The following is a 25,645-nucleotide window of genomic DNA, read 5'->3' on the forward strand; positions in this document are numbered from 1 at the left end:
GCTCTACTTTTTAGCGGCCGACAACGGTGGGGTTCGAGGCGGGATCAGGCGCTTGGTCCCCGTCGACTCAAATGCCGATGCGAAGCGCAGCAGCGTCGAATCGTCGTAGGCGCGACCGGCAAACGTCAGGCCGACGGGCATGCCGATGTCCGGCATCACGCCCATCGGTACGGTGACCGTTGGCACACCCAAATGCCGGATGGCGAGGTTGCCGTTGGCCACCCAGATGCCGTTGCTCCAGGCGATGTCCGCAGAGGCCGGGTCGACATCGGCATTCGCCGGCGCAACGTCGGCCACTGTCGGGAACAGCACCGCATCGAGCCCCAGCCGATCCATCCAGTCTTCCAGGTCGATTCGACGGGTTTTTTCCAGCCCGCGCAAGCCATCAGGCACTGTGGAGATCTGATCCCACGGGGTGATGCCGCGCTCGGCCATCCGCACGTATTCGTCCATGCCGGCGACCAGGTCGCCCTCGCGGTTGGGCAGGGTTCCCGGGTCGTGCGGGAAAATCAGCGGCCCGTCGACATCGACCAGACGGTTCAATTTCGGGTCGCCGTTGGCCTGCAGAAAATCATCGAATGCCCAGGCCGTCAGGTCCCACAACTCATGGTGCAGGAACTCTTTTGACACCAGACCTCGGGTAAACACCGTCGGCGCACCCGGACGATCACCCTCGCAATTGGAGACCAGCGGGAAGTCGACTTCAATCACTTCGGCGCCCGCCGCTTCAAGTGCCTTGCGGGCCTCTTCCCAGAGCCCGATCACCGATGGACGCGTGTTGATGCGCTGCCCCGTCGGCCCACCGATGCCCGGTGCGTCGCTCGTGCCTGCGTCGGGATCGGCGTTGATGTACATGCGCGGAACGCCGAGGCGTTTGCCGGCGAGTGCATCGGTGTTCGCCGCAAGTTCGGCATAGGACACCGGGCGCACCGAGGCGACGCTCGGAATCGGCACCCAGGGTTGCAGCCGCCACAGATCGCCACGGGTGTCGGGATCTTCCGCCACCACCACGTCGAGCACTTCAAGCAGGTCGGCCATGGTTCTGGCGAAGGGCACGACGACGTCCATGGTCGGCGTCAGCGGCCAGTTGCCGCGCACCGAGATCACCCCGCGCGACGGCGTGTAGGCGCACAAACCGTTGTTCGAGGCCGGACCGCGACCGCTCGACCAGGTTTCTTCCGCGAGACCGAAGGCCGCGAAGCTGGCGGCGGTCGCCGTCCCGGCGCCGTTCGACGAACCCGAGGCGAAAGGGGCGGTGAGGTAGTCAGCGTTGTACGGGCTTTCGGCACGGCCATAGACCCCGCGCTGCATGCCGCCGTTCGCCATTGGCGGCATGTTGGTTTTGCCCAGGCAGATCGCACCCGTGGCGCGAAGCCGTTCGATGGTGAACGCATCGCGATAGGCAATCAGGTGGGCGAAAGCGGGGCTGCCAGAGGCGGCGGTCAGCCCTTTGACCAGATAACTGTCTTTGGCGGTATAGGGAATGCCATCGAGCGGCCCCAGCGTTTGACCTTTGGCCCGACGGGCATCGGACGCCCGCGCTTCATTGAACGCCTCGGGATTGCGCACCACCACGGCGTTGAGCGCGGTGGCGGTGTCTGGGCCATCGTAGGCATCGATCCGGGCCAGGTAGGCCTGCACCAACTCGACCGCGGTGGTCTGCCCGGATTCGAGCGCCGCGCGCAGTTCGGCAATGGACACTTCAGTGACTTCGATCATGCGCTTACCACCGGCTGCTGAGGGGTGACGGGTTGAATGTTTCCATCACGCGGGAGCGTTGGCTCAGGGGCATCACTATTCTCAAAATGGGTTCTCATATCCGTTCTCGTTGCACTGCATTACGCGACAGCGTGCTATTTAACACCAAGTTGGGCCAGATAGAGTTGTCGATACGCGTCAACCAGTTGATCCAGGCTGAAAGCGCGATTGCGGCCACTGGGGTTGGGCAAGACCCAGACCGAGGCGTTACCGAATGTCTGCGACTGAAGCCCCCAGACCACGTTGCGCTGGCCGGACAACGCGCCATAGGCGGCCTTGCCGAGAAAAGCCACACAGCGTGGCGCATAGTGCGCGATCTTCTGTTCAAACTGCGCAGCGGCGGCGATGAATTCATCCACCGACAACTGATCCGCGCGCGCCGTTGGCCGCTCCACCACGGCGGTTAATCCACAGTGATACTGCACGATTGTCCGGTCATCTTCCGGGCGAACTTCCTGCGGCGTAAAGCCGGCCAGATGAAGGGTGCGCCAGAAGCGATTGCTGCGGCCCGCAAAATGATGCCCTTGGGCGGCGGCCATCATGCCGGGGTTAATGCCACAAAAAACCACCTCGAGATGCTCTGCAAGTATGTCTTCGAGTCTGTTGCCCGTCATGACGTCGCTCAACCGCAGATCACATTGACCGCATTGCCTACCAGCCCGGTCAGTTCCGCCCGGGATTTTCCCGCCCGCGCACGGATGGAAATGCTGTGCAGCAGGGAGGAGGCGAGCACGGCGAGGGCCGCAGCGTCGACATCGTCCTTGAGCTCTCCTTTATCAATGGCCACGCGCAGACGCGCTTCGAGGTCGGCATCCAGTCGGCTGAGTCGATCCGACAGTACATCGCGAATTTCCGGATCTTCGACGGCTTCGGTGGTCGCCGTGCCAATCGCAAAGCAACCACGGGGTTGGCCGTCACCCGAGAAGTAGATCGATAACTGCCCCTCGTAAAACTGCATCAATGCCTGGCGCAACGTCAGCTCTTCGCTCGTCAGCGCCTCGTGCATGGCGGCGGCGGCGAACTCCCAATACTGCTCAAGCGCTTTGATATAGAGCGCGTGCTTGTCACCGAATGCGGCGTACAGGCTCGGCCGGTTCATCCCGGCTGCGCTGGCGATGCTGTCCAGAGACGCACCGGAATAGCCGGTGTTCCAAAACACACCGAGCGCTTGCTGCAAGGCGGTCTGCGGGTCATAGGCGCGAGGACGGCCGCGTCCTTTGCCCTCGGTAGTTTTATTTTGTGCCATGTCGTACAAAATCCTTGAGTCTGGGGGTGGCGTGGCTATATTCTTACACCATCGCACAAAATTAAGGAACCAGAAATTCCTTGCTTGCGGGTTTGTTGTAGCGGAGCTCGATCGGGGTATTGCGGCTACGAAACAGGTGCGGCGGAGCGATCCTCCCGACCGCACACGGTAAGGCGCTGTTCCAGTGGGTGTTAGCCCGATTTCCCGGTTAAAGGTGTATTCGATCATGACTAAACAGTTCGATCTCTCAGCGACACAGACCCTCGGGCATCCCGGTCCGAACCCGGCTGACGCGCCCGTGAAGAAACCGCTCAAAGCGAAAATGCGGCCCCTGCTGATGGTCGGTGTGCCGCTGCTTTTCGCTGCGTTTGGCTACGCACGCTATCAGGCGGGCGAGCCCTTTGTTTCGACCGACAACGCCTACGCCCGGGTGGCCAAGGCCTCGATCAATGCACGTGTTTCCGGACAGGTCGTCGAGATTGCGGTTCAGGACAATCAGCCTGTGCGCAAAGGCCAGGTGCTGTTCCGTATTAACCCGGAGCCGTTTCAGATCGCGGTCAACCGTGCAGAAGCACAGTTGAGCGTCGCGCGGTTGCGCATCGATGGGCTCAAGGCCAGTTACCGGCAGCAGCAGGCCGAGTTGCAGTCCGCCAGAGAGTCGGCAGATTTCGACCAGAAAGAGTTCGCCCGCAAGAAAGCGCTGGTCGCCTCCGAGTTTGTCTCGCGGGCCGTTTACGAGCGCGCGGACACCGACCTGAAAGTGGCACGACAGCGCATTGCGTCGATCGAACAACAGATCGCCAGCACCGTCGTCGCGCTCAGCGGCAACCCGAACATCGACGCGGACAGTCACCCGACGGTGCGCGAGGCCAGGGCTCAACTGGACGAGGCGCAGCTCTACCTCGGGTATGCGACGGTGTACGCGCCGGACGATGGCATTGTCGCCAAGGTTGACGACTTGCAGGTGGGCAACTTCGTCAGCAACGGCGCGCCGGCCTTTGCGCTGCTGTCCGATCGTGAGATCTGGATCGAGGCCAACTTCCGCGAGACGCAGGTCACTCATATGCGCCCCGGGCAGGCCGCGACCATCAGCATCGATACCTATCCCGATCACGTATTCAAGGCCCACGTCACCAGCATGAGCCCGGGGGCCGGCTCGGACTTTGCCCTGCTGCCGCCAGAAAACGCGACCGGCAACTGGGTCACGGTGGTGCAGCGCGTTCCGGTACGCCTCGAACTCGATGAGGCGGATCCTGCCCTGGCGCTGTTCTCGGGCACCAGCGCCACGGTCAAGGTTGATACCGGCTATCGCACGCCGTGGTGGCATCCGCTCAAAGCATTGTTGACTGCGGGTGGCGCCTGATGAACAGCCAACAGAGTGGACACCCGGCGGGAGAGGGCGCGCATGCGCTGAGGTTCGCGGCGCTGCTGGCGACGTACATGCAGTCGGCGAACCTGCCTGTTCCGAACGCGGTACTCAGGTTGATTCAGGGCAGCCTGTCGATGACCGACGATCAGGCGGGCTGGATCTTCACCTCGTACCTCGCGGCGAGCGCCATCACCCTGCCGGTCGCGCAATGGCTCGCCGGGCGTTATGGCTTGAAGCTCGTTTATCAGACCGCACTGGCCTTTTTTGCCCTTGGCTTGCTGCTTGCGACGCTGGCCACGACGCCGCTGGAATTCGTCGGCGCGCGGATCATCCAGGGGCTCGCGAGTGGCGTGCTTGCGCCGTTGTCGATGGCGATTTCAATGGAGACCCTGGCCCTCGAGAAGCGTGCGAAGTTTGGCGCGACGTGGACGGCCATCGTGCTGTTCGGCATCGTCAGCGGGCCGAGCATCGGTGGCTGGGTCGGCGAACACTTCGACTGGCGGCCGATCTTCTACATCAGCCTGCCGTTGTCGGCCTACATCTTCCTGGTGATGGCGCTTTTGCTGAAGGAGAAGAAGGCCGAGCAGCGGCCGTCATTCGACTTCTTTGGCTTTGGCACTTTCACGCTGGGTTTGATCAGCCTGCAAATGCTGCTCGACCGTGGTGAACGCCTGGACTGGTTTGTCTCGACCGAGATCTGTCTGGAAGCGCTGGGCAGTGCACTGGGGTTCTATCTGTTTGCGGTCCATGTGCTGACGGCGAAGGTGCATTTTCTCAACAAGCGTTTGTTCGACGACCGTAATTTTGTGCTGTCGACAGTCATCTTTTTCGCCGTGGGTTTCGTGCTGTTGTCGACCATGGCGCTGACCTCGCCGATGCTCGACGAAATTCTCGGCTACCCGCCGGACACCACGGGGTTCCTGACGATCCCGCGTGGCGTCGGGCTGGTCGGCGCGTTCCTGCTGATGGGGCGTGTTCCCGAGCGCTTCGACCGCCGCGGGTTCGTGGCGACAGGCGTCGCCCTGGTGGTCTATGCCAACTGGCTGATGCTCGGTTATTCGCCGTTGATGGACGAGTGGCCGGTGGCGGTGGCCGGTGCGGTTCAGGGCATTGGCATCGGCGTGTTGATGCCGTCGCTGACCAAGGTTGCGTTCAGCACGCTCGACCCCGCGTTGCGTCCGGAAGGCACCGGTTTGTTCAACCTGTCACGGGTGTACGGCAGCACGCTGGGCGTTGCGATTGTGCAGTTGTTTTTCTTCAACAACACGCAAGCGATGCACTCGGCGCTGGTCAGCAATCTGACGCCTTATCGCGCCGCTGCGCTTTCCGTGCCGACGTCCCTGCAAGCCTTGGAAGGGCTCAACGAAATGATCACGGGCCAGGCGGCTTTTATCGCGCTGATCGGTCAATTCAAGATTTTGCTGGTGGTGATGCTGGTGGTGAGTCCACTGGTGGTCTTCCTTCGCAAGCCGGCTGCGGCCAACTAGTTTTCGTGGAGTGTGCCAAATGAAATCTCATGCGCTCGCAATCAACAGACAGACATTCAAAACCACGTTCGGCGCGGCGGCAGTGCTGGTGTTCCTGACCGCCTGTACCGTCGGCCCCGACTACCAGATGCCTGCGCCGAGCCAGTCGCAGCACTACGATCAACAGGCCGAACAGCGTCTTGGTCAGCGTGGCAACAAGCAGATTGATCTGGGCCAGAAGGTCCGCGGTGACTGGTGGACGGCGTTCCGTTCGCAGAAGCTCGACACGGTGGTGCGTCGGGCCATTGCGGGCAATCTTGAACTGGTGGCGGCGGATGCAACCATCCGCCAGGCGGCGTCCTCGGTGACGGCGGCGGAAGGTGCGTTGTACCCGCAAGTCGATTTTGGCGCCCAGGCGGGCCGTCAACGGGTTCATAACGCCAAAGAGCCAGCCGTCTCCAACTTCTATGCGATCGGGCCACGGGTTGGTTTTGACCTGGACGCGTTCGGCGGCAACAAGCGCTTGGTGGAGCAACAGGAAGCGTTTGCCGATCTGCAAAAACATCGCTACGAAGCGGCGTACCTGACCCTGACCGGTAACGTCGCCAGTCAGGCGTTGCTGGTGGCGTCTGCGAATGCGCAGATGCAAGCCGTCGAAAAACTGCTGGCCAACGACGCAAAAAACCTCGACCTCGTGCGTATGGCCCACGCCAATGGCAGCACCACGCAGATCGATGTTTCGCTGGCCGAAACCAGGCTCGCTCAAGACCGCACGTTGTTGCCGCCTCTGGCTCAGCAGCGCGACTCGGCTCGCCACGCACTCTCGATTCTGACGGGCAAAGGCCCGGGCGACTGGATCGCGCCGGACTTCGACCTGGCCGAGTTTGTATTGCCGGCCAACGTGCCTGTCAGTTTGCCTTCTGAAATGGCCCACGACCGGCCGGATGTGCGCCAGGCAGAAGCAGAACTGCACATGGCCAGCGCTGCCGTCGGCGTCGCGACCGCGAACCTCTATCCCCACGTCACGTTGTCCGCGTCGCTGGCACAGGCCGCTTCGGGCAATGGCGGCGCCGCACTTTGGGGCTTCGCGGCAGGGCTGGCGGGGCCGATCTTTGATGGCGGAACGCTCAAGGCTGAACGTCAGGCTGCCATCGACGGCTACAACGCGACACTCGCCGGTTACCAGCAAACCGTGATCAGTTCGTTCGGCCAGGTCGCCGACACGTTGCAAGCCATCAACCATGACGCCGAGGAAAACCTCGCCCAGGAAGACGCATTGCGCGCGGCCGAAACCAGTTTGCGCTTGAACCAGCAAGCCTATGCGCAAGGCGAAAACAGCATTCTCCAGGTGCTGGAAGCGGAGCGCGCTTATCAGCAGGCGTTGCTGGGCCGAATCCGGATCAGGACGGCGCAATACCTCGACACGGTGCGCCTGTACGTCGCGCTCGGCGGTAATTCCGTTGGCGCATTCGAGCAACGGGTGGCCACACGCGAAGCACAGAACCCTGCGTATCAATAGCGGCTGCGGCCCCGACAATTGGAGTAAAGAGATGCCTTACGAAGCCTTTCACGATGCACTTCGCGATCACCGTTTTGCGCTCAACCATGGCGCGGCTGAAATGCCGGCGGTTGGGTTCGGCACGCTGTTTCGAGATCTTGCGGTCACCACGCAAGCGGTCAAGGAGGCCCTGCACGCGGGCTTTCGTCATTTCGATTGTGCAGAACGTTATCGAAATGAAGAACAGGTCGGCATTGCCCTGCAAGAGGTGTTGGCGAGCGGAACAATCCGCCGCGAAGAGCTGTTCATCACCACCAAGCTGTGGAACACCAACCATCGCCCCGAGCGGGTTCAACCGGCGTTCGAGGCCAGTTGCCGACGGTTGCAAGTGGACTATATCGACTGCTACCTGATCCATACGCCGTTTGCCTTTCAACCCGGTGAAAACCAGGACCCGAGGGACGAGCAAGGCAACGTCATCTACGATTCAGGGGTCACGTTGATCGAGACATGGAGGGCACTTGAGCGTCTGGTGGATGAAGGTCGGTGCAAGTCCATCGGCTTGTCGGACATCACGTTGCCGGCGTTGCAGGCGATTGTCGCCGAGGCGCGGATCAAACCCGCCGTCGTGCAGGTCGAGTCCCATCCATATTTGCCTGAATGGGAACTGCTTGAGTTTTGTCAGCAACATGGAATTATCGTCCTGGCGTTTGCACCACTCGGCCATGGCATGGAGCCCAATGTGCTGGAAGATTCGGTGATTACCGGGATCGCCCGGCGCGTGCAGAAGACCCCGGCGCAAGTGGCGCTGGCCTGGTCGGTGCAGCGGGGCGTGGCGTTTCTGACCACGTCGGCGACACCGAGCCACATCCGGGAAAACTTCGATCTGTCCACGCTGCCACACCGGGCGATGCTTGAAATCAAGGAAGAGATCACCACTCGGGTACGGTTCAACTCGGTGGTGGAAACCGGTGTTCCCGGGTTTATTGCGCGCAAGAAGTAATCCGATTCGAGAGGGGCGGCTTTCTGTAAGGCCGCCCTTTTTTATCCAGACCCTTGAGGCCTTGCGATGGACATTTTCCAGACCATGCGTTTTTTCGTGGCTGTCGCCCAAACCGGCAGCTTTACGGCGGCGGCGCAGATGCTGGACACCACCACGACCAACGTTTCCAAAGCGGTGACCAGTCTGGAAGCCCGGCTTCAAACACGCCTGATCAACCGGACCACTCGACGCCTGGCATTGACCGAAGCCGGTGTGCGCTACTTGCAGCGCTGCGAGAAAATTCTTGAAGAGGTGCGTGAAGCCGATGAGGAGGCAGGAACCGCTCACATCACGCCGGTGGGCCGGCTGAAGATTCACGCGATGTCCGCCATCGGCAACCATTACGTGATCGATGCGATTGCCAAGTACCGAGAGACTCACCCCTCGGTGATGTTTGATCTGACCCTGACCAATCGGCTGCCCGATTTGCTGGAGGAGGGGTATGACATGTCGATCGTGTTAGCGCGGGACCTGCCCGATTCCGGGTTTGTCGCTCAAAGGCTGGGCATCACTTACAGCATCCTCTGCGCTTCGCCGGCGTACTTGAAGAAACGCGGACATCCTGATTCTCCAGGGTCGCTTGGCGCACATGATTGTCTGCGGATTGTGAATACGGTCATGCCGGTTGAAAACTGGGCATTCGAGGGGCCGGACGGCGTGGAGACGGTGAACGTTCCGATCTCTCCCTTTCACGTCAACACCGCCGATGCGATGACGGTCGCGATCAAGAATGGAATGGGGATCGGTATTCAACCCATTGCGTCTGCCGTGGACGGACTGAGAGCGGGCACGTTAGTACGCGTGTTGCCGGATTATCATTTTGAGGAATTCAACTTGTTTGCCATCTACCCGTCACGAAAGTTCGTGGATGCGAAGATCAAGACATGGGTGGAGTTTCTGAAAGACTACATTCCGGGTCTGTTGGCCTCCGATGAGGACATTGTCGGTTCGCCAGCAAAACCCTGACAGGCGCGGCAGGCATGGAGTGTCGACCCTCCATCGTCCGCACGGTACTCAACCGTTCGAGCAGCCTGTGCCCATGACTTGATATTGCAGGATATGCCGTTGACCGTGAGAGTCCTCATAAGTCATTTGTGCCGGCACCGGCGCGCATTCGTTCGCGATGTCTGACACCGTAATGATCTTTTGAATATCGAGCTTCATTCCGTAGGTGTAACTTTCAACGGGTAGCTGGCCGGCTTCTGCATTGGCATGGCTTTCGTCTGCAAAGGCCTGTGCGGTTAAACTTCCAAGAGCAAGGAACAGCGCAGCTTTTAAAGCGTTCATGGTATTCACCTTCGTATCGACTTTTCCGGGGTTGTTACCTCGCGAGCAAGTTGCAGATAACTTCAATGGCTCGCTAGGTAGAGTCGATGCTAGGTGTTTATGGCTTGGCCATATATTGGTCGACCGGACAAACACTGTTGTCGGATTTCACATGAATCCTGAATCGACAGGCTCAGGCCGCCTGTTTTCGTTCTTGAGTTTTCAGCGGCTTTCAGACTCAAATGGTTCTTTTCGGGACGGTGACGATATGGAACATCGGTGTGAAGTAGCAGTGCTCGGACTCGGCGCGATGGGCGCCGCGACGGTGTATCAACTGGCGAAATCCGGGGTCAGGGTCATCGGCGTCGACCGCCACCATCCTCCCCACACGCAGGGTTCCAGCCATGGGGACACGCGCATCACTCGGCTTTCGGTCGGCGAAGGTGCGGCGTACGTGCCCATTGTCCGCAACTCGCATCGGATCTGGCGAGAGCTCGAAGCGCTGTCCGGCGAGTCGCTGTTCGAGCAGTGCGGCGTGCTGGTGTTGTCTTCCAGCCCCGGCTATGACGCCGACGATGCCAACGACTTCACGAACCGCACCCTTCAACTGGCGAACACTTACGGCATCGAGCATGACGTGTTGTCCGCCGAACAGATTCGCCAGCGATTCCCGCAGTTTTCCCAGGTGCTGGACACTGCCGTCGGCTACTTCGAACCGAGTGGCGGTTACGTCCGGCCGGAACGCTGCATCGCGGTGCAATTGCAGCTCGCCGAGGAACAAGGCGCCACGTTGTTCAAAGGCGAAACCGTCACGCACATCCGCTCGGACGAGCAGGGCGTCACCCTCACCACTGATCAGCGCACGATCCGCGCCGACAAAGTCGTGGTCAGTGCCGGCATGTGGTCCCGGGATTTGTTGGGACAGCCGTTTGACCGCTTGTTGCGGGTGTGTCGGCAGAAGCTGTTCTGGTTTGAGCAGGAAGAGCATGCCCGGTTTGCCGAGGTGTCACCGACGTTCATCTTCAGCCACGGTCCGGCGCAGTCCTTTTACGGCTTCCCGCCGTTACCGGGCGAGGGCAGCGTGAAAGTCGCGACGGAGCAATACATTGAAGAATCCTCGCCAGACACGCTGGACCGCACCGTCAGCGCCGTTGAAGAAAGCGACATGTTCGAACGTCAGGTGCGCGGCCGGATCGCAGGCGTGACATCGCGTGTGGTCAAGTCGGCAGTGTGCGCGTACACCGTCACGCCGGATTCGCACTTCATCATCGACGAGCATCCGACACTGAAAAACACCCTGGTGGTGTCGGCCTGTTCGGGACATGGTTTCAAGCATTCCGCAGCGTTGGGCGAGGCGGTTGCGCAGTGGTGCGTGCGTGGCAGCAGTGACCTGGACCTGTCGGCGTTTTCGTTGAAGCGGTTTGCCTGACTTGCCGATCCCGGCCACCCCGCGAGCCATAGGAGCCAGGCTTGCCGGCGAAGGCGTCCGTGAAATCGCCATCGCCAGCAAGCCGGGCTCCTACAGGTTTGGTGTGAATCCCCAATCCCGGACATCCCTGCGATCCGTAGGAGCCAGGCTTGCCGGCGAAGGCGTCCGTAAAATCGCCATCGCCAGCAAGCCGGGCTCCTACAGGTTTGGCGTGAACCCAAAATCCCGGCCACCCCGCGATCCGTAGGAGCCAGGCTTGCCGGCGATGGCGTCCGTGAAATCGCCATCGCCGGCAAGCCTGGCTCCTACGGGTTTAGGGTGATTCCATCATCCCGGACATCCCCGCGATCGTAGGAGCCAGGCTTGCCGAGGTGGGCGAGGTGGGCGAGGTGATACTAATTGGCCATCATTTCCGGTAGAGTATGCGCCGCCCGAGAGACGGATCCCGGGCGTTTACCCAAGGAGTCATTCAGTGAATCACCTCAGCAAAGTTGTTGCCGTTACCCTGTTCGGCCTGGTTCTGGCGGGTTGCACCGGCGCCCCGATGAAGACTCAGCAATACGATGCAAGCCAATACACGGTGGTTGGCCACAGTGAAGCGAGCGCCACGGGCCTGATGCTGTTCGGCGTCATCCCGATTCGCCAGAACAGCCGTTTTGTTCGCGCGCAAGACGCGGCGATCAAGGCCAAGGGCGGCGATGCACTGATCAACACCCAAGTGCAGGAAAACTGGTTCTGGGCCTGGGTCCTGAGCGGTTACACCACCAAGGTTTCCGGTGATGTGATCAAGCTGAAAAACGTTCAGTAAGCGATCGCCAGCGCAGCCTGCCGCAATGGCAGGCCGCGCTTGTCGTCCCGGTCAGATCAGGTTGATCACGACATCGATGTTGCCACGGGTCGCCTTCGAATACGGGCAGGTCTGGTGCGCGGCATCCACCACCGACCGTGCGACGGCAGGGGCCAGGCCGGGAAGGCTGACGTTGAGGCGCGCCTGCAGGAAAAACGCGTTTTCGGTCTTGCCCAGGTCTATTTCGGTATCGACAGACACGTCAGTCGGCAAGGTCACTTTCAACGCGATGGCTGCCTTGCCCATGGCGCCGATGAAGCAGGCCGACCAACCAGCGCCCAGCAGTTGTTCAGGGTTGGTGCCGCTGCCGGAAGAACCAGGGGCGCTAAGCTTGACGTCCAGACGGCCATCGTCGCTTCGCGATTCGCCATTGCGGCCTCCGGTTGTGTGGGTCTTGCCGGTGTAAAGCACGGTGTCGATTTGATTGATCATGGCGGTTCCTGCTGAGGTTGGTGGGCGCTTCTAAATCGCTGTTCATCGGAAAACATCTGAATTTCCGATGTGGCCCACTTTTCCACTTCCATGTAATGCGGATGTGTCCTGAACCGGCGCTTGTGTATCGCCGTGTAAGATCACCCCGCAAAAATACACACTGATACAAATCGACAGTGACCGTAGGAGCGAGCTTGCTCGCTCCTACGGGTAAAGCCTTCACGCCTGCTTGTTCAGCGCCGCCTCCGCCGCCGCGATTTCCGCCTGGCGCTTGATGATCAGGTCACCCATCGGCGGCCCCTGAAAGCGCCGCGCTTCAAAACCGAACCAGACGATGGCCGTCAGCACCAGGAAGCCGATGGTGATGTACAGCGCCCAATCGTTCGGTGGCTGGATGCCGATGACGAAGATCACCACCATCGAGAGCACCGAGAGCACGGCGAACAAGGAGTAAAAAGCGTGCCCCATGTTCCACGGCCCCATGGTTGGCCACTTCGAGGTTCCGTAGGCGAACAGGCCCAGCACGATGGGAATGATGAAAGAGAAAAACAGGAAGATCACCGTGCAGGAGACCACGATGGTGTAGACCGGCGTTGCCCCGATCGAGATCACCGACGAGCCCCAGTCGAACAAGACCGCCAGGGTCGCGCCGGTCCAGATGGCTGCCACCGGGCTGCGATATTTCGGCGAGACCGAGGCCAGTGCTTTCGAGCAGGGCAGGCCACCGTCGCGGGAGAACGCGAAGATCATGCGTGACACCGAGGTCACGGTCGCCAGCCCGCAGAGAAACTGCGAGATGAAAATCGCCACGTACAGCGCGAATTTCACGTTAGGGCTCACCTGGGCGTTCATGCCCCAGAAGAACACGTTCCAGCCCTGTTTCGCCGCTTCGTCCATGTTCGGCAGCATCAGCACGAACGAACAAAGCATCACCCAACCGAACAGCAACGACCAGACCACCGACATGACCATGCCGCGCGGCACCGACATCGCGGCATTACGGGTTTCTTCTGAGGTATGCGCCGACGCGTCATAACCGGTGATGGTGTAGATCGGCAACAGCAGGCCGAGCATGAACACCCAGCTGTTCGACACCTGTGGCCAGACACTGCCGCCGGCTTCACCGGAATAGTTGCCGAAAGTCCACAACCGGGCGAACTCATAGCTGGGTGCGGAAATCAGGCAGACGATGGTCAGCGCGAGCGCCGTGGCGAAAATCAGGTAGCCCGAGAAGTCGGTGAGTTTCGCGGTCAAGCCGATGCCCAGATGGTTACACAAGGCCTGGATGCCGGTCAGGATCGCCAGGAAAATCACCCTCACCGTGGTGGTGTCTTCCATTCCCAGCGCCGGTCCGAAGGCCCCGAAAAAGAAGTAATAGGTGCCGACGTTGATCGCGCCGAGCACCGTGACCAGTCCCAGCAGATTGAACCAGGCCGTCAGCCAGCCGGTGAAGCGGTTTCCGAGAATCGAACCCCAGTGATAGAGACCGCCAGCGGTGGGGTAGGCCGAAGAAATCTGCGCCATGGCCAGCGCAAACACCCCGGAGATCAGGCAACCGATGGGCCAGCCGATGCCAATCGCCGCACCCCCTGCGCCCGAGGTGCCCTGGGCCAGTGAGTTGATGCCGCCTGAAAGGATGCAGATGATCGAAAAGGAAATCGCGAAGTTGGAGAAAACACCCATTCGTCGCGAGAGTTGCTGGGCGTAGCCCATGCTGTGCAGCACCTTGACGTCCTCGTCGTGCGCGTCGGTGCCGGGCTGGCTTGCTGGGTTCATGCTGTGTACCCCATCAGGTTTTGATTCAATCCATTGGCGTGTGCGCAATGGGCTGGCCTTCAACACCTTGTCGTACTGCTCCTTTTTCCAACCGATACTGCTCTGGATCTAAACGCGACCGTGATAAGCCGCGTCGAAAATGCTGGCCACACCGAGCTTGGTCAATGGCAGGGGATTGCCGCTGGCCGAGGGATCGACAATCGCCATGTCCGCGATCAGATCGGCCTGCCGGTCATCCACGCCCAACTCAACCAGCGTGTGCGGCACACCGATGTCTTTGCGCAGCTTGAGCACGAAGGCCAGAAAACTGTCGAAGCCGGGGGAGGGCAGGCGCAGATAAGCCGCGAGGCGGATGATGCGTTCCTCGATGGCCGGGCGATTGAACTGCAACACATACGGCATGAACGTGGCATTGGTCATGCCGTGATGGGTGTCGTACAGCGCGCCCACCGGATGCGAGAGCGCGTGCATTCCACCGAGGCCTTTCTGGAACGCGGTGGCGCCCATCGCGGCGGCGGCGAGCATGTGTGCGCGCGCTTCGAGGTCCGAAGGTGTATGGACGGCGCGCACCAGAGCGTTGGCCACCAGGCGCATGCCTTCCACTGCAATGCCGTCGGCCAGCGGGTGAAAACCGGGAGCGCAATACGCCTCCAGGCAATGGGCGAACGCATCCATGCCGGTGCCGGCGGTGACTTTTGCCGGCATGCCCACGGTAAGTGCCGGATCGCTGATGACCACGCGCGGCATCATTTTCGGGTGGAAGATGATGCGTTTGGTGTGCGTGCGCTCGTCGATGATCACCGCCGCACGGCCGACTTCGGAACCGGTTCCCGCTGTGGTCGGCACGGCAATCACCGGGGCGATGTGGCTGTCCTCGGCTCGGGTCCAGTAGTCGCCGATGTCTTCGAAATCCCACACCGGTCGGGTCTGACCGCTCATGAACGCGATGAGCTTGCCCATGTCCAGGCCGCTGCCACCGCCGAAGGCAACCACGCCATCGTGCTGGCCGGTGCGCCAGGCTTCGAGCCCACCGGCCAGGTTGGCCTCGACCGGATTGGGCTTGAGGTCACAAAACAGCGCGACGCCAAGGCCGGCGGCGCGCAACGCATCCACCGCCGCCGTGGTGATCGCCGCGCGCCCCAGGCCGCTGTCGGTGACCAGCAACGGGCGTTGGATACCCTGGCTGCGGCAGATCTCGGCCAGCTCGGCGATGCGCCCGACACCGAAGCGAATGCTGGTGGGGTAGTTCCAGTTTCCAGTCAGGTTCATGGCCTACACCTCGTGGCGCAGATGAAAGGATTTGGCGCGGGTCAGGTGTTCGTAGCCCAGGCGCGACAGGGTGACGCCGCGTCCGCTGTTCTTGACCCCGGTCCAGGCCAGCGCCGGGTCGAGGTAATCGCAGCGGTTCATGAATACGGTGCCGGTGGCGATCTCGTTGCCGAGGCGTTCGGCGGCGGCGAGGTCCTCGGTCCAGATCGACGCACTGAGTCCGAACTCACTGTCGTTCATCAAGGCGATGGCTTCTTCGTCGCCAGTCACCGGCATGATGCCGACCACAGGGCCGAAGCTTTCGTCGCGCATCACCGACATTTCATGAGTGACGTCCACCAGTACCTGCGGAGCCAGGTAAGCGCTGCCCGGTGCGTCGGCGGGAAACGCCTTCGGATCGATCAGCGCTTTGGCGCCCTCGGCCAGCGCGTCGGCAATCTGTCCGCGAACAAAATCTGCGGCGGCCGGCGAGACCATCGGACCCAGCGTGGTGGCTTCGTCCAGCGGGTTGCCCAACACGTACTGGCGAGTCAGATCGGCGAAGCGCTCGACGAAGGCGGGATAGATTTTCTCGTCCACATAGATGCGCTCGACCGCACAGCAGCTTTGCCCGGAGTTGAAGAAGCTGCCGTCCACAAGGTTTTCCACGGCGTGATCGAGATTGGCGTCGGCGCGAACGTAGGCCGGGTCTTTGCCGCCGAGCTCCAGGCCCATGCCGATGAAATCCGTGATGGCTGCTTGTTGGACTTGCAGGCCAGCGTCCACCGAACCCGTGAAGTTCACCTGTTGTACGTCGCCAGTGACGATGGCTACTGCAGTACTGGCATGACTGAGCAGCAGGTTCTGGAACAACCCTTCAGGCAGATTGGCCCGGCGAAAAGCTTCAGCGAAACGCTCGCCGACCAGCAGGGTTTGCGATGCATGTTTGAGGATGACGCTGTTGCCCGCCATCAACGCCGGAATAATCGTGTTGACGGCGGTCAGGTAGGGGTAGTTCCACGGGGCGATCACGAGCACCGTACCTAGCGGCTCGCGCTTGATGTAACGCCGAAAACCCGCGACCGGTGCGGGCTCAACGGCTGCAAGCGCTTCGGGCGCAATAGCGATCATGTGCCGGGCTCGCTCTTCGAAACCGCGCAGCTCGCCAGCGCCATAACGCACCGGTCGACCCATTTGCCAGGCCAACTCCGGCACGATTTCATCTTTCATGGCGAGCATCGCGTCCACAGCGGCACTGCAAAAAGCTGCACGCTCGCTCAGTGGTCGGCGCTTCCATTGCGCCTGGGCCGTTGCAGCCGCCTCAAGCGCCTGAAGGAGCCGGGCGGTATCTATTTGTTGGCGCTCGACGTACACCCGGCCATCGACCGGAGAAATAAGCTGAATCTTCGCAGTCATGGTGTGCTCAATAGCGCTCGAAGCCGCGCTGCAGTTCCCAGTCGGTGATCCGCCGGTCGTACTCTTTCTGCTCCCACTCGGCGGTGTGCACGTAGTGATCGACCACTTCATCGCCGAACGCCTCGCGCAACATGCTCGACCCCTTGAGGGCGGAGCAGGCATCGCGCAGGGTTTTCGAGACTTCCGGCAAATGCTCATCGAGGTAGGCATCGCCCTCGAACGGCGCGGCGAGTTCGAGCTTCTCGTCGATCCCGGCCAGGCCCGCCGCGATCAGCGCGGCGAAGGCCAGATAAGGGTTGAGGTCGGCGCCGCCGATGCGGCATTCGATGCGGATGGATTTGCTGCCTTCGGCACACAAACGAAAGCCGGCGGTGCGATTGTCGCGGCTCCATACCGCCCGCGTCGGCGCGAAGGTGCCGGCCTGGAAACGCTTGTACGAATTGATGTAGGGCGCCAGAAAACAGGTGATGTCGTTGGCGTACTTGAGCTGCCCGGCGACCCAGGCGCGCATCAGTTTCGACATGCCGAACTCGGCTTTGGCGTCGAAGAACAATGGCTTCTTGGCGTTCTTGTCCCACAGCGAATTATGGATATGGCTGCTGGACCCGGCGGCGTCATAGCGCCACTTGGCCATGAACGTAATCGCCTTGCCTTGCAGCTGCGCGATCTCTTTGCAGGCATGCTTGATGATGACGTGGTGGTCGGCCATGGTCATGGCATCGGCGTAACGAATGTTGATTTCTTCCTGGCCGGGGCCCCATTCGCCCTTGGAGTTTTCCACGGGAATGCCGGACGCTTGCAGATGCTTGCGAATCGCCCGCAGCACCGGTTCCTCGCGGGTGGTCTGGAGGATGTTGTAATCCTCGATGTAATGCCCGGCGGTTTTCGGTTGGTGATAGTTGCGCTGGTGGATCGCCTCGTAGCTCTCATCGAACAGGTAGAACTCAAGCTCCGAAGCGAACATGCCGGTGTAGCCCCGTTCACGCAGGCGCTCGACCTGTTTTTTCAGAATTGCCCGCGGGCTGTGGGGCAAGTCCTTGCGATGGTGATGATCGAGCACATCGCAGAGCACCAGCGCCGTGCATTCCAGCCAGGGCACGCGCCGCAGCGTGGACATGTCCGGTTTGAGGACGAAGTCGCCATAGCCTTTGCTCCAACTGGCTGCGGCGTAACCCGGCACCGGTTCCATGTCGATGTCGTCGGCCAGCAGGTAATTGCAGCAGTGGGTTTCTTCGTGGCCGCTGTCGATAAAAAACTCGACCTGGAAGCGCTTGCCGACCAGGCGTCCCTGCATGTCGACCATGCAGACCAATACGGTATCGATTTCGCCAGCGGCAGCCGCGCGCTTGAGTGCATCAAAGCTGAGAAGGGGCTCGGTCATCACGTCAATCCTGCGTGAAAGGGTTGGGCCTGTCTGAGATAGCTGTTGCAGACGCTCTCCAGAACAACCAAAACCCTGCAGAATCGAGCATCGTGAGCAATAAGCTGATCCAAGCTTAGCCTACTGTTGAAAACTGCAAGTCCTTATGAGCCGCTAAATTCACAGCTTGTAGCCAATCTGCCGCAACAGGTTTTTGCGCCACAGAATGTCTTCGTCGCCTTCAATTTCCTTGGCGCAGAAGCCATCCACCACACCCAGAATCGCGCGTCCCTGTGCTGTCTCGGCGAGCACCACTTCAGTGGGGTTGGCGGTTGCGCAAAAGATCCGGCACACCTCTGGAACCGTCTTGACCGTGTTCAATATGTTCAGCGGGTAGAAGCCGTCACCCAGGAAGATGATGAAGCTGTGCCCGGCGCCGATGGCTTGGGCATTGCTCTGGGCCAGTTTGATCATGGCGGGATCGGTGCCGGACCAGCGCACCATGCATTTGCCCGAGGCTTCGCAAAAAGCCACGCCGAAGCGGATGCCCGGCACTGCGTTGATCAACGCTTCGTGAATGTCCTCGACGGATTTGATGAAGTGGGTCTGGCCCAGAATGAAATTCGTGTCTTGCGGCTTATCGATTTTCTGCGTGATGAGTTGCATCTCGAACACCTCCTTTCACGACGGTGTTGCCAGGGGCTGGCAACCGTTCAAGTCTCACGATTCATTTTAGGAGATTCGCGCCCAGGCCGACGCTTGAGCGACCGACGCACGTCGGGCGGCGGTAATCGGGTAAGGTAGGCGCGAAAATGCACCGGGTGCGCCGATTGACTTCACTGGAACCGAACATGATGAAAGCTGTAACCCTCACCTTCGTCCTTTCACTGACCGCAGGGGCATTTTGCACGCCGGCGGCAGCGGCGGGGGATGCTGAAGCCGGGGCGAAACTGTTCACGCGGATCTGCGGCGGCTGCCATCAAGTGGGCGAGTCGGCGCGGGGCGGCTTCGGCCCGCAACTCAACGGCATTTTCGGCCGTCCCTCGGGAAGCGTGGCGGACTACCAGTACTCCGACGCGATGAAATCCGCCGGCATTGTCTGGACGCGCGAGACACTGACGGCGTACCTCGAAGCGCCGAAGAAAGTAGTGCCCGGCACCCGGATGATTTTCTGGGGGCTCAGCGATCCGGAGAAAATCGAGGATGTGCTGGCGTACTTGCAGACGTTTCAGCCGCAGTAATCGAATGCGTCGTTGAAATGTACGTCGATGTACATTTTGTGTACGCACGAGGGCGTGCAGCGTAGAGTGGAGCGACATTTTCAGAACACGGTGGAACCCGAGGATGTCGCAGACAGGAAAGACACGGACCAAGGCACAGGACGCCGGCTGGCGCGGCTCGGTCAATGGCTGGCTGGACGCCGCCTACGATGCCCTCAAGGAATCCGGTGTGGACGCGGTGCGCGTGATGCCGCTGGCCAAGCGGCTGAACCTGTCGCGCACCAGTTTCTATTGGTTCTATGAGGATCGCGAGCAACTGCTGGCGGCGCTCCTGACCCGCTGGCGCGACAAGAACACCGGCGGGCTGATCAGCCAGTGCGAGAGTTACGCCGAAAGCATTTCCGAAGCCATCCTCAACGTTTTCGAATGCTGGGTGAACCCTGAGCTGTTCGACTCGCAGTTCGAGTTTGCCGTGCGCAGTTGGGCGTTGCAGTCCGCCGAGGTGGCCGACGAAATCGCCGCGGCTGACGAGGCGCGGATCAATGCCCTGGCCGGCATGTTTCGCCGGTTCGGCTACGAGACCGACGCCGCCGATGCACGGGCCAGGACGATCTACCTGACGCAGATCGGCTACATCTCGATGAAAACCACTGAGGACATCGTCGTGCGTTTCCGGCGCATTCCGCAGTACGTCACGGTGTTTACCGGCAAGGCACCGAAGCGTCGCGAGCTCGACCGTTTTTTTGGCAAGTTCGGCTACGCGGAAAAAGAGCCGGGTGTTTTCGTGTCGCTGGTCGACACCTTCGAGGAGGCGACGCCCGATGCCGAATAGAACCCTGGGCATCATCGGCGGCACCGGCTGGTTGGGCCGTTCAATCGCTGACGCGGTGCTGGAAAGCGGCTTCATCGCTGCCGATTGCCTGCTGATTTCGAACCGTTCCGGCAGCAGCACGTTCGGGCCAGACGTGCGGGTGCTGGCGGATAACCAGGCGCTGGTTGAACTTAGCGACGTCGTGGTGCTGTCGATCCGCCCGGAGCAATTTCGTGAACTGCAGATCGACGCCCGGGGCAAACGGGTGATTTCACTGATGGCCGGTGTTCCTGCGTCGACCATCAGCGCCGCCACTGGTGCGCAAGTCTTGGTGCGGGCGATGCCGAATGCAGCCGTGGAAATCCGCCAGTCGTACACGCCTTGGTACAACGCCGGTGAGTTGAGCGAACAGGACCGCGAGTGGGTGCAACGACTTTTTGAATGCGTCGGTTCGGCGGACGAAGTGCCCAATGAGGATTGCATCGATTACCTCAGTGCACTGTCCGGCACCGGGCCTGCTTTCCCGGCCATGCTTTACAGGGCGCTGGTTGAATCGGCGGTGGTCGCGGGGATTCCCGAGGCGATCGCACAACGTGCCGCGCACGGCGTGGTGGTGGGTGGCGGTCAGCTACTGGCCAGCCGCGATCCCCTGCAAATGATCGACGCCCTCATGGCTTATCGCGGTGTGACGGCAGCGGCGTTGCAGTCGATGGCTGATCAACATCTCGACGCCATCGTGGGCCAGGCTGTGCAGGCCGGTGCGGCTGTCGCCCGACGCGGGATGTAAAAAAAAAAGAGGGAGCAAAAGCTCCCTCGATTGATGCTTGGCGAGGTTCAGATTTCCTTCACCAATCGCAAGGCATCGTAGATCGCCGCATGCGTGTTGCGGGCCGCCACGGCGTCACCGATCCTGAACAGCTGGAAACGCCCTTGAGGGTTGGTGACGATGTGCTGCGCGTGACCGGCAATCAGGTCGTGCTGTTCCACCGCGCCGCCATTGCTTGAGTGAGGGCGAAGATCGAAATACAGGTCGTCCAGCGGCAGCGTGCCGTGGTTGACCACGACCTGATCGACGACACGCTGTTTGTTGACCTTGCCGTAGTCGCTGCCGAAGGTCGCGACCAGCTTGCCATCGCGCTTTTCCACCGACTCGACGCGGTACGTGACGGTAAAAGTGACGTCGAGGTCTTGCAGGCTGCGCATGTAGGGCACCAGGTTCATCGCCATCACTTCCGGCGCAAACGCACGGTCGGGCGTGACGATCTCCACGGTCGCGCCGCTTTGTGCGATGACTTCGGCAGCCTGCAAGGCGGCATGGTCGCCGGCATCATCGAAAATCAGCACGTTGCGGCCAGGCTTGATGTCGCCGGAAATAATGTCCCAGGTCGACACCACCAGTTCGTTGCCTCGGGCAAGCACCTCGGTGTCGGGCAGGCCTCCGGTCGCGACGATGACCACGTCCGGCTCGTGGGCCAGCACGGTGTCGGCTTCCGCCCAGGTGTTGAAGTGAAATTTCACGCCAAGGCGCTCGCACTGCACCATTCGCCAGTCGATGATGCCGATCATTTCGCGGCGGCGCTCGTTCAGGGACGTCAGCCGGATCTGCCCGCCGGGCCGGTCCGCCGCTTCCAGCACGGTGACGTCGTGGCCGCGTTCGCCCGCGACACGCGCTGCTTCCAGCCCGGCAGGGCCGGTGCCGATGATCAGCACTTTGCGTTGGTGCGCCGCCTTGGGAATCTCGTGGGGCATGGTGGTTTCGCGACCGGTCGCCGCGTTGTGAATGCAGTAGGCGGCGCCGCCCTGATAGATCCGGTCCAGGCAATAGTTCGCGCCCACGCAAGGGCGGATGTCTTCCTCGCGCTTCTCGATGATCTTGCGCACGATATGCGGATCGGTCATGTGCGCGCGGGTCATGCCCACCATGTCGACCTTGCCCGAGGCAATCGCGTAGCGCGCCGTGGCGACGTCGGGAATCTTCGCTGCGTGGAAGGTCGGGAAACCCGTCGAGGCGCGGATCTCACCGGCGAAATCAAGGTGCGGTGAGTTGCGCATGCCCTGGATCGGGATGACATCGGTCAGGCCCGCGTCGGTGTCGATATGGCCGCGCACCACGTTGAGGAAATCGATCAGCCCGCTGTCCTTGAGCATGTGCGACACCTGCATCCCTTCACTGGCGTTGAAGCCGCCCGGCAGCGTTTCGTCGCCGGTGTAGCGCACACCCAGCAGGAAGTTTTCGCCGACACGCTGGCGAATCCCGCGCAGGATGTCGAAGGTAAAGCGCATGCGGTTTTCCAGCGAGCCGCCATAAGGGCCGTCGAGATCGTTGGTCAGCGGCGACCAGAACTGATCCATCAAATGCCCGTAGGCCTGCAATTCGAGGCCGTCCATGCCGGCGGCCTGCATGCGTTCGGCCGCGTCCACGTAGTCCTTGATGATCCGCTCGATGTCCCAGTCTTCCATCTTCTTGGGGAACGAGCGGTGCGACGCCTCGCGACGGTGCGAAGGCGAGACCACGGGCAACCAGTCGGCCTTGTCCCAGCGAGTGCGGCGGCCCAGGTGGGTCAACTGGATCATCACCGCCGCGCCATGTTCGTGGCATTCATCGGTCAGGTCCTTGAGCCATCCGACCACTTCGTCCTTGTAGGCCAGCACGTTGTTGAACACCGGCGGGCTGTCCCGGGAGACCGCCGCCGAGCCTGCCGTCATGGTCAGGGCAACCCCGGCCTTGGCGCGCTCGACGTGGTAGGCGCGATAGAGCGCCTGGGGCATGCCGTCGATAGGGTAGGCCGGCTCGTGCGCCGTGGTCATGATCCGGTTTCTGAGGGTCAGGTGCTTGATCTTGTAGGGTTGCAGCAAGGGATCGCTGGACATCGTGGTGCGCTCCAAAGTGGGCTTCATCAGGCTCGGCGACTTGAAATTAGGATAAATGTACATAGGTGTCAATTACTCATGACACACGTGTACATTTTTCTTGCGCAACACAAAAGTCACCGATAAGATCAGGCTCGAAAGGGTGCAGAGGAGCGACAGTCGTGCCCGGCACGATGTGAAAAGGGATTGCGAGGGATTCGGTGGAGAAGGGCTGTGCTGCCCGAATTCGAAGCAGCGAAGACTGCACTGTTCACGACCGTAAGGCCGTTCAAACGAAGACAACCTGCCTATCACCGTAAAATAGGAAGACGCCTGATGAACGCTCATTCGTATCGAAAAACAGCCTGTGCCTGCCTGTTCGGACTGGCGCTTGGAACCCACGCGGCGCTGACTCAGGCGGCGGAACAGCAACCTGTGCGCATTGGCTGGGTCAACTGGTCCGACACCGAAATCACCGTCAAGCTCGCCACCACCGCGTTGCAGGAACATTTAAAACAACCGGTGAAACTGGTGATGGCCGACATCGGCATTCAGTTCCAGGCCCTGGCCAACGGCAATATCGACCTCATCCCGATGGTCTGGCTGCCGAGTACCCACAAGGCGTTCTACGACAAATACAAGGACCGGCTCGAAGACCTCGGCGTGCTCTATGAAGGACGTATCGGCATGACGGTGCCGACCTCGGTGCCGATCAGCGAAGTGGCGAGCGTAGAGGACCTGAACAAACCGCAGGTCAGGGAAAAGCTCGACGGCAAGATCCTCACGTCCGAGGTCGGCAACGGCCAGTACAAGCTCACGGTCAAGGCCATCGAGGAGTACAAGCTCGACGGTTACAAGCTGGTGGCCTCATCGGAATCCGGCATGCTCAACGAGTTGGACCGTAACCTCAAACGCGGCAAATGGTCGTTGGTGAATGCCTGGAGTCCGCACTGGATGTTCTCCAAATATCCGCTGCGCTATCTGGATGATCCCAAGAAGATCTTTGGCGGCGCCGAGCAGATTCACGCCATGGCGCGCAAGGGCTTCAGCCAGGAGTATCCGGAAGTGGCGTACTTCTTCGCCCACTATTCGATCCCTCAGGCTGATCTCGAAGCGTTGATGATGCAGGCGCGCCAAAGCTCTTCCGACCAGGCCGTCGCCGCTTATTACGCCGCCAACAAGCCCCGTTTCGAAGCGATGTTCGAGAAGGGCGCGCAGAGTGTCAGCAGTCGCCAGCCTTGAGTGCACTGGCAGACGGCAGGTGACTCATCGACCGATGATGCACAAATCCCCGGTGGCGCGGATCAATGCCTGGCCATGCAGGCCATCCTTGATCAGCGCCGACCGCTCTTTGGCCAGCCACTGGGCGCAGTTCGGGTCTTTGCGATAAGGCGCGAAATCGGCGTAGTGCTGCAACAGGCGGTTTTGCAGCTCATCCAGCTGTGGCCGGATTTGATTGGCAAGGTCCGGTCGCGGCACATCGGGCGCGTTGCCTGCCGCTTGCCATTGCGCGAGCAGTCCGTATTGCACCAGTTTGTTGGCTTCGATCTGTGCGGCGATCAGCTCGGCGATTTCGTCCGGGTCGAGTTTGCGGGTAACCGCTTGATTCCTGGCATTGGCGATGACTTGTGCTTCCCGGGCGCTGTCCTGGATCGGTTTGTGGCTGTCCCATTTGGTCAGCGCCACCAGATCAGCAATGTTCAGGCGTTCGTTTATCGTCACCAGCAGCGGTTGCAAACTGGCGGGCGCCGGGGAGGGCGTGCCGGCTTGTGCGCCGCAAGCGAGTAAACCGGACAGGGCGCAGGTCAGCAGCAGGCGTGGGGAGCAAAACATGGGCAACCTCATTGGATACGGGACTCGCAATCAGGAGCTATGTATCACAGGTGTGCCAGTGGCATTAAGGGGGAGCTGATTTTATTTGTGCACGAAAAAGCCCGGCGGGTCAGGCCGGGCTTTTTTTTGAGTACCGCGGTAGGGTTATTCATTCATACGGCGCGGCTTTCGATCAGACGGTCGGAACCACCTTCGGCAACGCGGTTTTCGATCAGGCGGTCGGAACCACCTTCGGCAACGCGGTTTTCGATCAGACGGTCGGAACCACCTTCGGCAACGCGGTTTTCGATCAGACGGTCGGAACCACCTTCGGCAACGCGGTTTTCGATCAGACGGTCGGAACCACCTTCGGCAACACGATTCTCGATCAAACGATCCGAACCACCCTCAGCCACACGACTTTCAATCAGACGATCCGAGCCGCCTTCAGCGACAACCGGGTGAGCGGACGAAGCGGCGAAAGCGTTAACTGCAAAAACCGAGAAAGCGATGCTGAGGAAGAGTTGGCGTTTCATGGTGGTGTGCTCCGGGGTGTAGTTGTTTGGTATGGAGCTGATGTTACGCCGCACAATTTTTAAGAGAACTTCATTGAGTTGATGGTGACTATCGACGCCGGCAATGGTTTGCCAATGATGCGAAAGGGCGTCTGGGCGCATGCCTGCTCAAGGGCAGACCGGCCAGACACCACACCCAACTGTAGGAGCCGGCTTGCTGCGGGCGGCGTTCCGACGATGGTGTGTCAGTCGACAATTCTTTAGCTGACACACCATCGTCGGAA

General features: G+C 60.8%; 24 protein-coding genes. 11 read left to right on the forward strand and 13 right to left on the reverse strand.

Going from position 1 to position 25,645, the window contains the following annotated elements:
* Positions 1–3 precede the first annotated feature (3 nt).
* The 3 genes from KGA82_RS04475 to KGA82_RS04485 all read right to left on the reverse strand — a co-directional run bounded on the left by KGA82_RS04475 (position 4) and on the right by KGA82_RS04485 (position 3,004).
* Positions 4–1,719 (reverse strand): amidase, encoded by a 1,716-nt coding sequence (locus tag KGA82_RS04475; RefSeq protein ID WP_223449709.1) that lies wholly within the window; start codon positions 1,717–1,719, stop codon positions 4–6.
* 134 nt (positions 1,720–1,853) lie between these two features.
* Positions 1,854–2,372, reverse strand: coding sequence for a G/U mismatch-specific DNA glycosylase (gene mug, locus KGA82_RS04480; RefSeq protein ID WP_223449729.1), 519 nt, complete (start codon positions 2,370–2,372; stop codon positions 1,854–1,856).
* Between the two features lie 8 nt (positions 2,373–2,380).
* On the reverse strand, positions 2,381–3,004 hold the full coding sequence (locus tag KGA82_RS04485) for a TetR/AcrR family transcriptional regulator (protein WP_223449710.1): 624 nt from the start codon (positions 3,002–3,004) through the stop codon (positions 2,381–2,383).
* A 226-nt stretch (positions 3,005–3,230) separates the two neighbouring features.
* Here KGA82_RS04485 and KGA82_RS04490 point away from each other — a divergent pair, with 226 nt between their 5' ends.
* The 5 genes from KGA82_RS04490 to KGA82_RS04510 all read left to right on the forward strand — a co-directional run bounded on the left by KGA82_RS04490 (position 3,231) and on the right by KGA82_RS04510 (position 9,345).
* Positions 3,231–4,367: an HlyD family secretion protein gene (locus tag KGA82_RS04490; protein WP_223449711.1), complete on the forward strand. Its 1,137-nt coding sequence runs from the start codon at positions 3,231–3,233 to the stop codon at positions 4,365–4,367.
* Positions 4,367–5,860 carry a DHA2 family efflux MFS transporter permease subunit gene (locus KGA82_RS04495; protein WP_223449712.1) on the forward strand — a complete coding sequence of 498 codons (1,494 nt, stop codon included), beginning with the start codon at positions 4,367–4,369 and terminating at the stop codon, positions 5,858–5,860. The genes KGA82_RS04490 and KGA82_RS04495 overlap by 1 nt, the downstream gene beginning before the upstream one ends.
* A 19-nt stretch (positions 5,861–5,879) precedes the next feature.
* Positions 5,880–7,358 (forward strand): efflux transporter outer membrane subunit, encoded by a 1,479-nt coding sequence (locus tag KGA82_RS04500; protein ID WP_008044987.1) that lies wholly within the window; start codon positions 5,880–5,882, stop codon positions 7,356–7,358.
* 31 nt (positions 7,359–7,389) lie between these two features.
* Positions 7,390–8,340, forward strand: a complete 951-nt coding sequence (locus tag KGA82_RS04505; RefSeq protein WP_223449713.1) for an aldo/keto reductase — start codon at positions 7,390–7,392, stop codon at positions 8,338–8,340.
* 66 nt (positions 8,341–8,406) lie between these two features.
* Positions 8,407–9,345 (forward strand): LysR family transcriptional regulator, encoded by a 939-nt coding sequence (locus tag KGA82_RS04510; protein ID WP_223449714.1) that lies wholly within the window; start codon positions 8,407–8,409, stop codon positions 9,343–9,345.
* 48 nt (positions 9,346–9,393) lie between these two features.
* Here the strand turns inward: KGA82_RS04510 and KGA82_RS04515 are convergent, their stop codons facing one another.
* Complete coding sequence (locus KGA82_RS04515) at positions 9,394–9,666, reverse strand: DUF2790 domain-containing protein (protein ID WP_223449715.1); 273 nt, start codon at positions 9,664–9,666, stop codon at positions 9,394–9,396.
* A 247-nt stretch (positions 9,667–9,913) separates the two neighbouring features.
* Between KGA82_RS04515 and solA the strand changes: the two genes are divergently transcribed.
* A complete protein-coding gene (gene solA / locus KGA82_RS04520) occupies positions 9,914–11,074 on the forward strand; it encodes an N-methyl-L-tryptophan oxidase (protein ID WP_223449716.1) in 1,161 nt (386 codons plus the stop codon).
* A 472-nt stretch (positions 11,075–11,546) separates the two neighbouring features.
* On the forward strand, positions 11,547–11,882 hold the full coding sequence (locus KGA82_RS04525; RefSeq protein WP_008033343.1) for a hypothetical protein: 336 nt from the start codon (positions 11,547–11,549) through the stop codon (positions 11,880–11,882).
* A 51-nt stretch (positions 11,883–11,933) separates the two neighbouring features.
* Here the strand turns inward: KGA82_RS04525 and KGA82_RS04530 are convergent, their stop codons facing one another.
* From KGA82_RS04530 to KGA82_RS04555, 6 genes are all read right to left on the reverse strand, one after another.
* Positions 11,934–12,353: an organic hydroperoxide resistance protein gene (locus KGA82_RS04530; protein ID WP_223449717.1), complete on the reverse strand. Its 420-nt coding sequence runs from the start codon at positions 12,351–12,353 to the stop codon at positions 11,934–11,936.
* A gap of 219 nt (positions 12,354–12,572) precedes the next feature.
* Positions 12,573–14,129: an amino acid permease gene (locus KGA82_RS04535; protein ID WP_207286138.1), complete on the reverse strand. Its 1,557-nt coding sequence runs from the start codon at positions 14,127–14,129 to the stop codon at positions 12,573–12,575.
* A gap of 108 nt (positions 14,130–14,237) precedes the next feature.
* Positions 14,238–15,398, reverse strand: coding sequence for an iron-containing alcohol dehydrogenase (locus tag KGA82_RS04540; RefSeq protein WP_223449718.1), 1,161 nt, complete (start codon positions 15,396–15,398; stop codon positions 14,238–14,240).
* Positions 15,399–15,401: 3 nt separating this feature from the next.
* Positions 15,402–16,793: an aldehyde dehydrogenase family protein gene (locus KGA82_RS04545; RefSeq protein WP_223449719.1), complete on the reverse strand. Its 1,392-nt coding sequence runs from the start codon at positions 16,791–16,793 to the stop codon at positions 15,402–15,404.
* A gap of 7 nt (positions 16,794–16,800) precedes the next feature.
* Positions 16,801–18,174 (reverse strand): glutamine synthetase family protein, encoded by a 1,374-nt coding sequence (locus KGA82_RS04550; protein ID WP_008040447.1) that lies wholly within the window; start codon positions 18,172–18,174, stop codon positions 16,801–16,803.
* A gap of 159 nt (positions 18,175–18,333) precedes the next feature.
* Positions 18,334–18,819, reverse strand: coding sequence for an adenosine-specific kinase (locus KGA82_RS04555; protein ID WP_008040446.1), 486 nt, complete (start codon positions 18,817–18,819; stop codon positions 18,334–18,336).
* A gap of 185 nt (positions 18,820–19,004) precedes the next feature.
* Here KGA82_RS04555 and KGA82_RS04560 point away from each other — a divergent pair, with 185 nt between their 5' ends.
* The 3 genes from KGA82_RS04560 to KGA82_RS04570 all read left to right on the forward strand — a co-directional run bounded on the left by KGA82_RS04560 (position 19,005) and on the right by KGA82_RS04570 (position 20,971).
* Complete coding sequence (locus KGA82_RS04560) at positions 19,005–19,394, forward strand: c-type cytochrome (protein ID WP_223449720.1); 390 nt, start codon at positions 19,005–19,007, stop codon at positions 19,392–19,394.
* Between the two features lie 103 nt (positions 19,395–19,497).
* The gene (locus KGA82_RS04565) at positions 19,498–20,205 is read left to right on the forward strand and encodes a TetR/AcrR family transcriptional regulator (protein WP_008033332.1); all 708 of its coding nucleotides are present in this window, start codon (positions 19,498–19,500) and stop codon (positions 20,203–20,205) included.
* Positions 20,195–20,971, forward strand: coding sequence for a pyrroline-5-carboxylate reductase family protein (locus KGA82_RS04570; RefSeq protein WP_223449721.1), 777 nt, complete (start codon positions 20,195–20,197; stop codon positions 20,969–20,971). The genes KGA82_RS04565 and KGA82_RS04570 overlap by 11 nt, the downstream gene beginning before the upstream one ends.
* A 47-nt stretch (positions 20,972–21,018) precedes the next feature.
* On the opposite strand, the gene KGA82_RS04575 is transcribed toward KGA82_RS04570, so the two are convergent.
* Positions 21,019–23,055: an NADH:flavin oxidoreductase gene (locus tag KGA82_RS04575; RefSeq protein ID WP_223449730.1), complete on the reverse strand. Its 2,037-nt coding sequence runs from the start codon at positions 23,053–23,055 to the stop codon at positions 21,019–21,021.
* A gap of 315 nt (positions 23,056–23,370) precedes the next feature.
* Between KGA82_RS04575 and KGA82_RS04580 the strand changes: the two genes are divergently transcribed.
* Positions 23,371–24,276, forward strand: coding sequence for a glycine betaine ABC transporter substrate-binding protein (locus tag KGA82_RS04580; RefSeq protein ID WP_008033329.1), 906 nt, complete (start codon positions 23,371–23,373; stop codon positions 24,274–24,276).
* A gap of 24 nt (positions 24,277–24,300) precedes the next feature.
* Here KGA82_RS04580 and KGA82_RS04585 read toward each other — a convergent pair whose 3' ends face one another.
* A complete protein-coding gene (locus KGA82_RS04585) occupies positions 24,301–24,867 on the reverse strand; it encodes a chorismate mutase (protein ID WP_223449722.1) in 567 nt (188 codons plus the stop codon).
* A gap of 152 nt (positions 24,868–25,019) precedes the next feature.
* Positions 25,020–25,382: a hypothetical protein gene (locus KGA82_RS04590; RefSeq protein ID WP_008040440.1), complete on the reverse strand. Its 363-nt coding sequence runs from the start codon at positions 25,380–25,382 to the stop codon at positions 25,020–25,022.
* Between the last annotated feature and the right edge of the window lie 263 nt (positions 25,383–25,645).

It is taken from the genome of Pseudomonas sp. BF-RE-22 (assembly GCF_019956155.1).
Lineage (GTDB): Bacteria > Pseudomonadota > Gammaproteobacteria > Pseudomonadales > Pseudomonadaceae > Aquipseudomonas > Aquipseudomonas migulae.

Bases quoted from the DNA above. Each gene is read 5' to 3' on its own strand.
- KGA82_RS04510 (WP_223449714.1), top strand. From the start codon at position 8,407: ATGGACATTTTCCAGACCATGCGTTTTTTCGTGGCTGTCGCCCAAACC.
- KGA82_RS04485 (WP_223449710.1), bottom strand. From the start codon at position 3,004: ATGGCACAAAATAAAACTACCGAGGGCAAAGGACGCGGCCGTCCTCGC.
- KGA82_RS04585 (WP_223449722.1), bottom strand. From the start codon at position 24,867: ATGTTTTGCTCCCCACGCCTGCTGCTGACCTGCGCCCTGTCCGGTTTA.
- KGA82_RS04505 (WP_223449713.1), top strand. From the start codon at position 7,390: ATGCCTTACGAAGCCTTTCACGATGCACTTCGCGATCACCGTTTTGCG.
- KGA82_RS04475 (WP_223449709.1), bottom strand. From the start codon at position 1,719: ATGATCGAAGTCACTGAAGTGTCCATTGCCGAACTGCGCGCGGCGCTC.
- KGA82_RS04575 (WP_223449730.1), bottom strand. From the start codon at position 23,055: ATGTCCAGCGATCCCTTGCTGCAACCCTACAAGATCAAGCACCTGACC.
- KGA82_RS04570 (WP_223449721.1), top strand. From the start codon at position 20,195: ATGCCGAATAGAACCCTGGGCATCATCGGCGGCACCGGCTGGTTGGGC.
- KGA82_RS04530 (WP_223449717.1), bottom strand. From the start codon at position 12,353: ATGATCAATCAAATCGACACCGTGCTTTACACCGGCAAGACCCACACA.
- KGA82_RS04555 (WP_008040446.1), bottom strand. From the start codon at position 18,819: ATGCAACTCATCACGCAGAAAATCGATAAGCCGCAAGACACGAATTTC.
- KGA82_RS04580 (WP_008033329.1), top strand. From the start codon at position 23,371: ATGAACGCTCATTCGTATCGAAAAACAGCCTGTGCCTGCCTGTTCGGA.
- KGA82_RS04515 (WP_223449715.1), bottom strand. From the start codon at position 9,666: ATGAACGCTTTAAAAGCTGCGCTGTTCCTTGCTCTTGGAAGTTTAACC.
- KGA82_RS04565 (WP_008033332.1), top strand. From the start codon at position 19,498: ATGTCGCAGACAGGAAAGACACGGACCAAGGCACAGGACGCCGGCTGG.
- mug (WP_223449729.1), bottom strand. From the start codon at position 2,372: ATGACGGGCAACAGACTCGAAGACATACTTGCAGAGCATCTCGAGGTG.
- KGA82_RS04495 (WP_223449712.1), top strand. From the start codon at position 4,367: ATGAACAGCCAACAGAGTGGACACCCGGCGGGAGAGGGCGCGCATGCG.
- solA (WP_223449716.1), top strand. From the start codon at position 9,914: ATGGAACATCGGTGTGAAGTAGCAGTGCTCGGACTCGGCGCGATGGGC.
- KGA82_RS04500 (WP_008044987.1), top strand. From the start codon at position 5,880: ATGAAATCTCATGCGCTCGCAATCAACAGACAGACATTCAAAACCACG.
- KGA82_RS04560 (WP_223449720.1), top strand. From the start codon at position 19,005: ATGATGAAAGCTGTAACCCTCACCTTCGTCCTTTCACTGACCGCAGGG.
- KGA82_RS04490 (WP_223449711.1), top strand. From the start codon at position 3,231: ATGACTAAACAGTTCGATCTCTCAGCGACACAGACCCTCGGGCATCCC.
- KGA82_RS04545 (WP_223449719.1), bottom strand. From the start codon at position 16,793: ATGACTGCGAAGATTCAGCTTATTTCTCCGGTCGATGGCCGGGTGTAC.
- KGA82_RS04550 (WP_008040447.1), bottom strand. From the start codon at position 18,174: ATGACCGAGCCCCTTCTCAGCTTTGATGCACTCAAGCGCGCGGCTGCC.
- KGA82_RS04540 (WP_223449718.1), bottom strand. From the start codon at position 15,398: ATGAACCTGACTGGAAACTGGAACTACCCCACCAGCATTCGCTTCGGT.
- KGA82_RS04535 (WP_207286138.1), bottom strand. From the start codon at position 14,129: ATGAACCCAGCAAGCCAGCCCGGCACCGACGCGCACGACGAGGACGTC.
- KGA82_RS04590 (WP_008040440.1), bottom strand. From the start codon at position 25,382: ATGAAACGCCAACTCTTCCTCAGCATCGCTTTCTCGGTTTTTGCAGTT.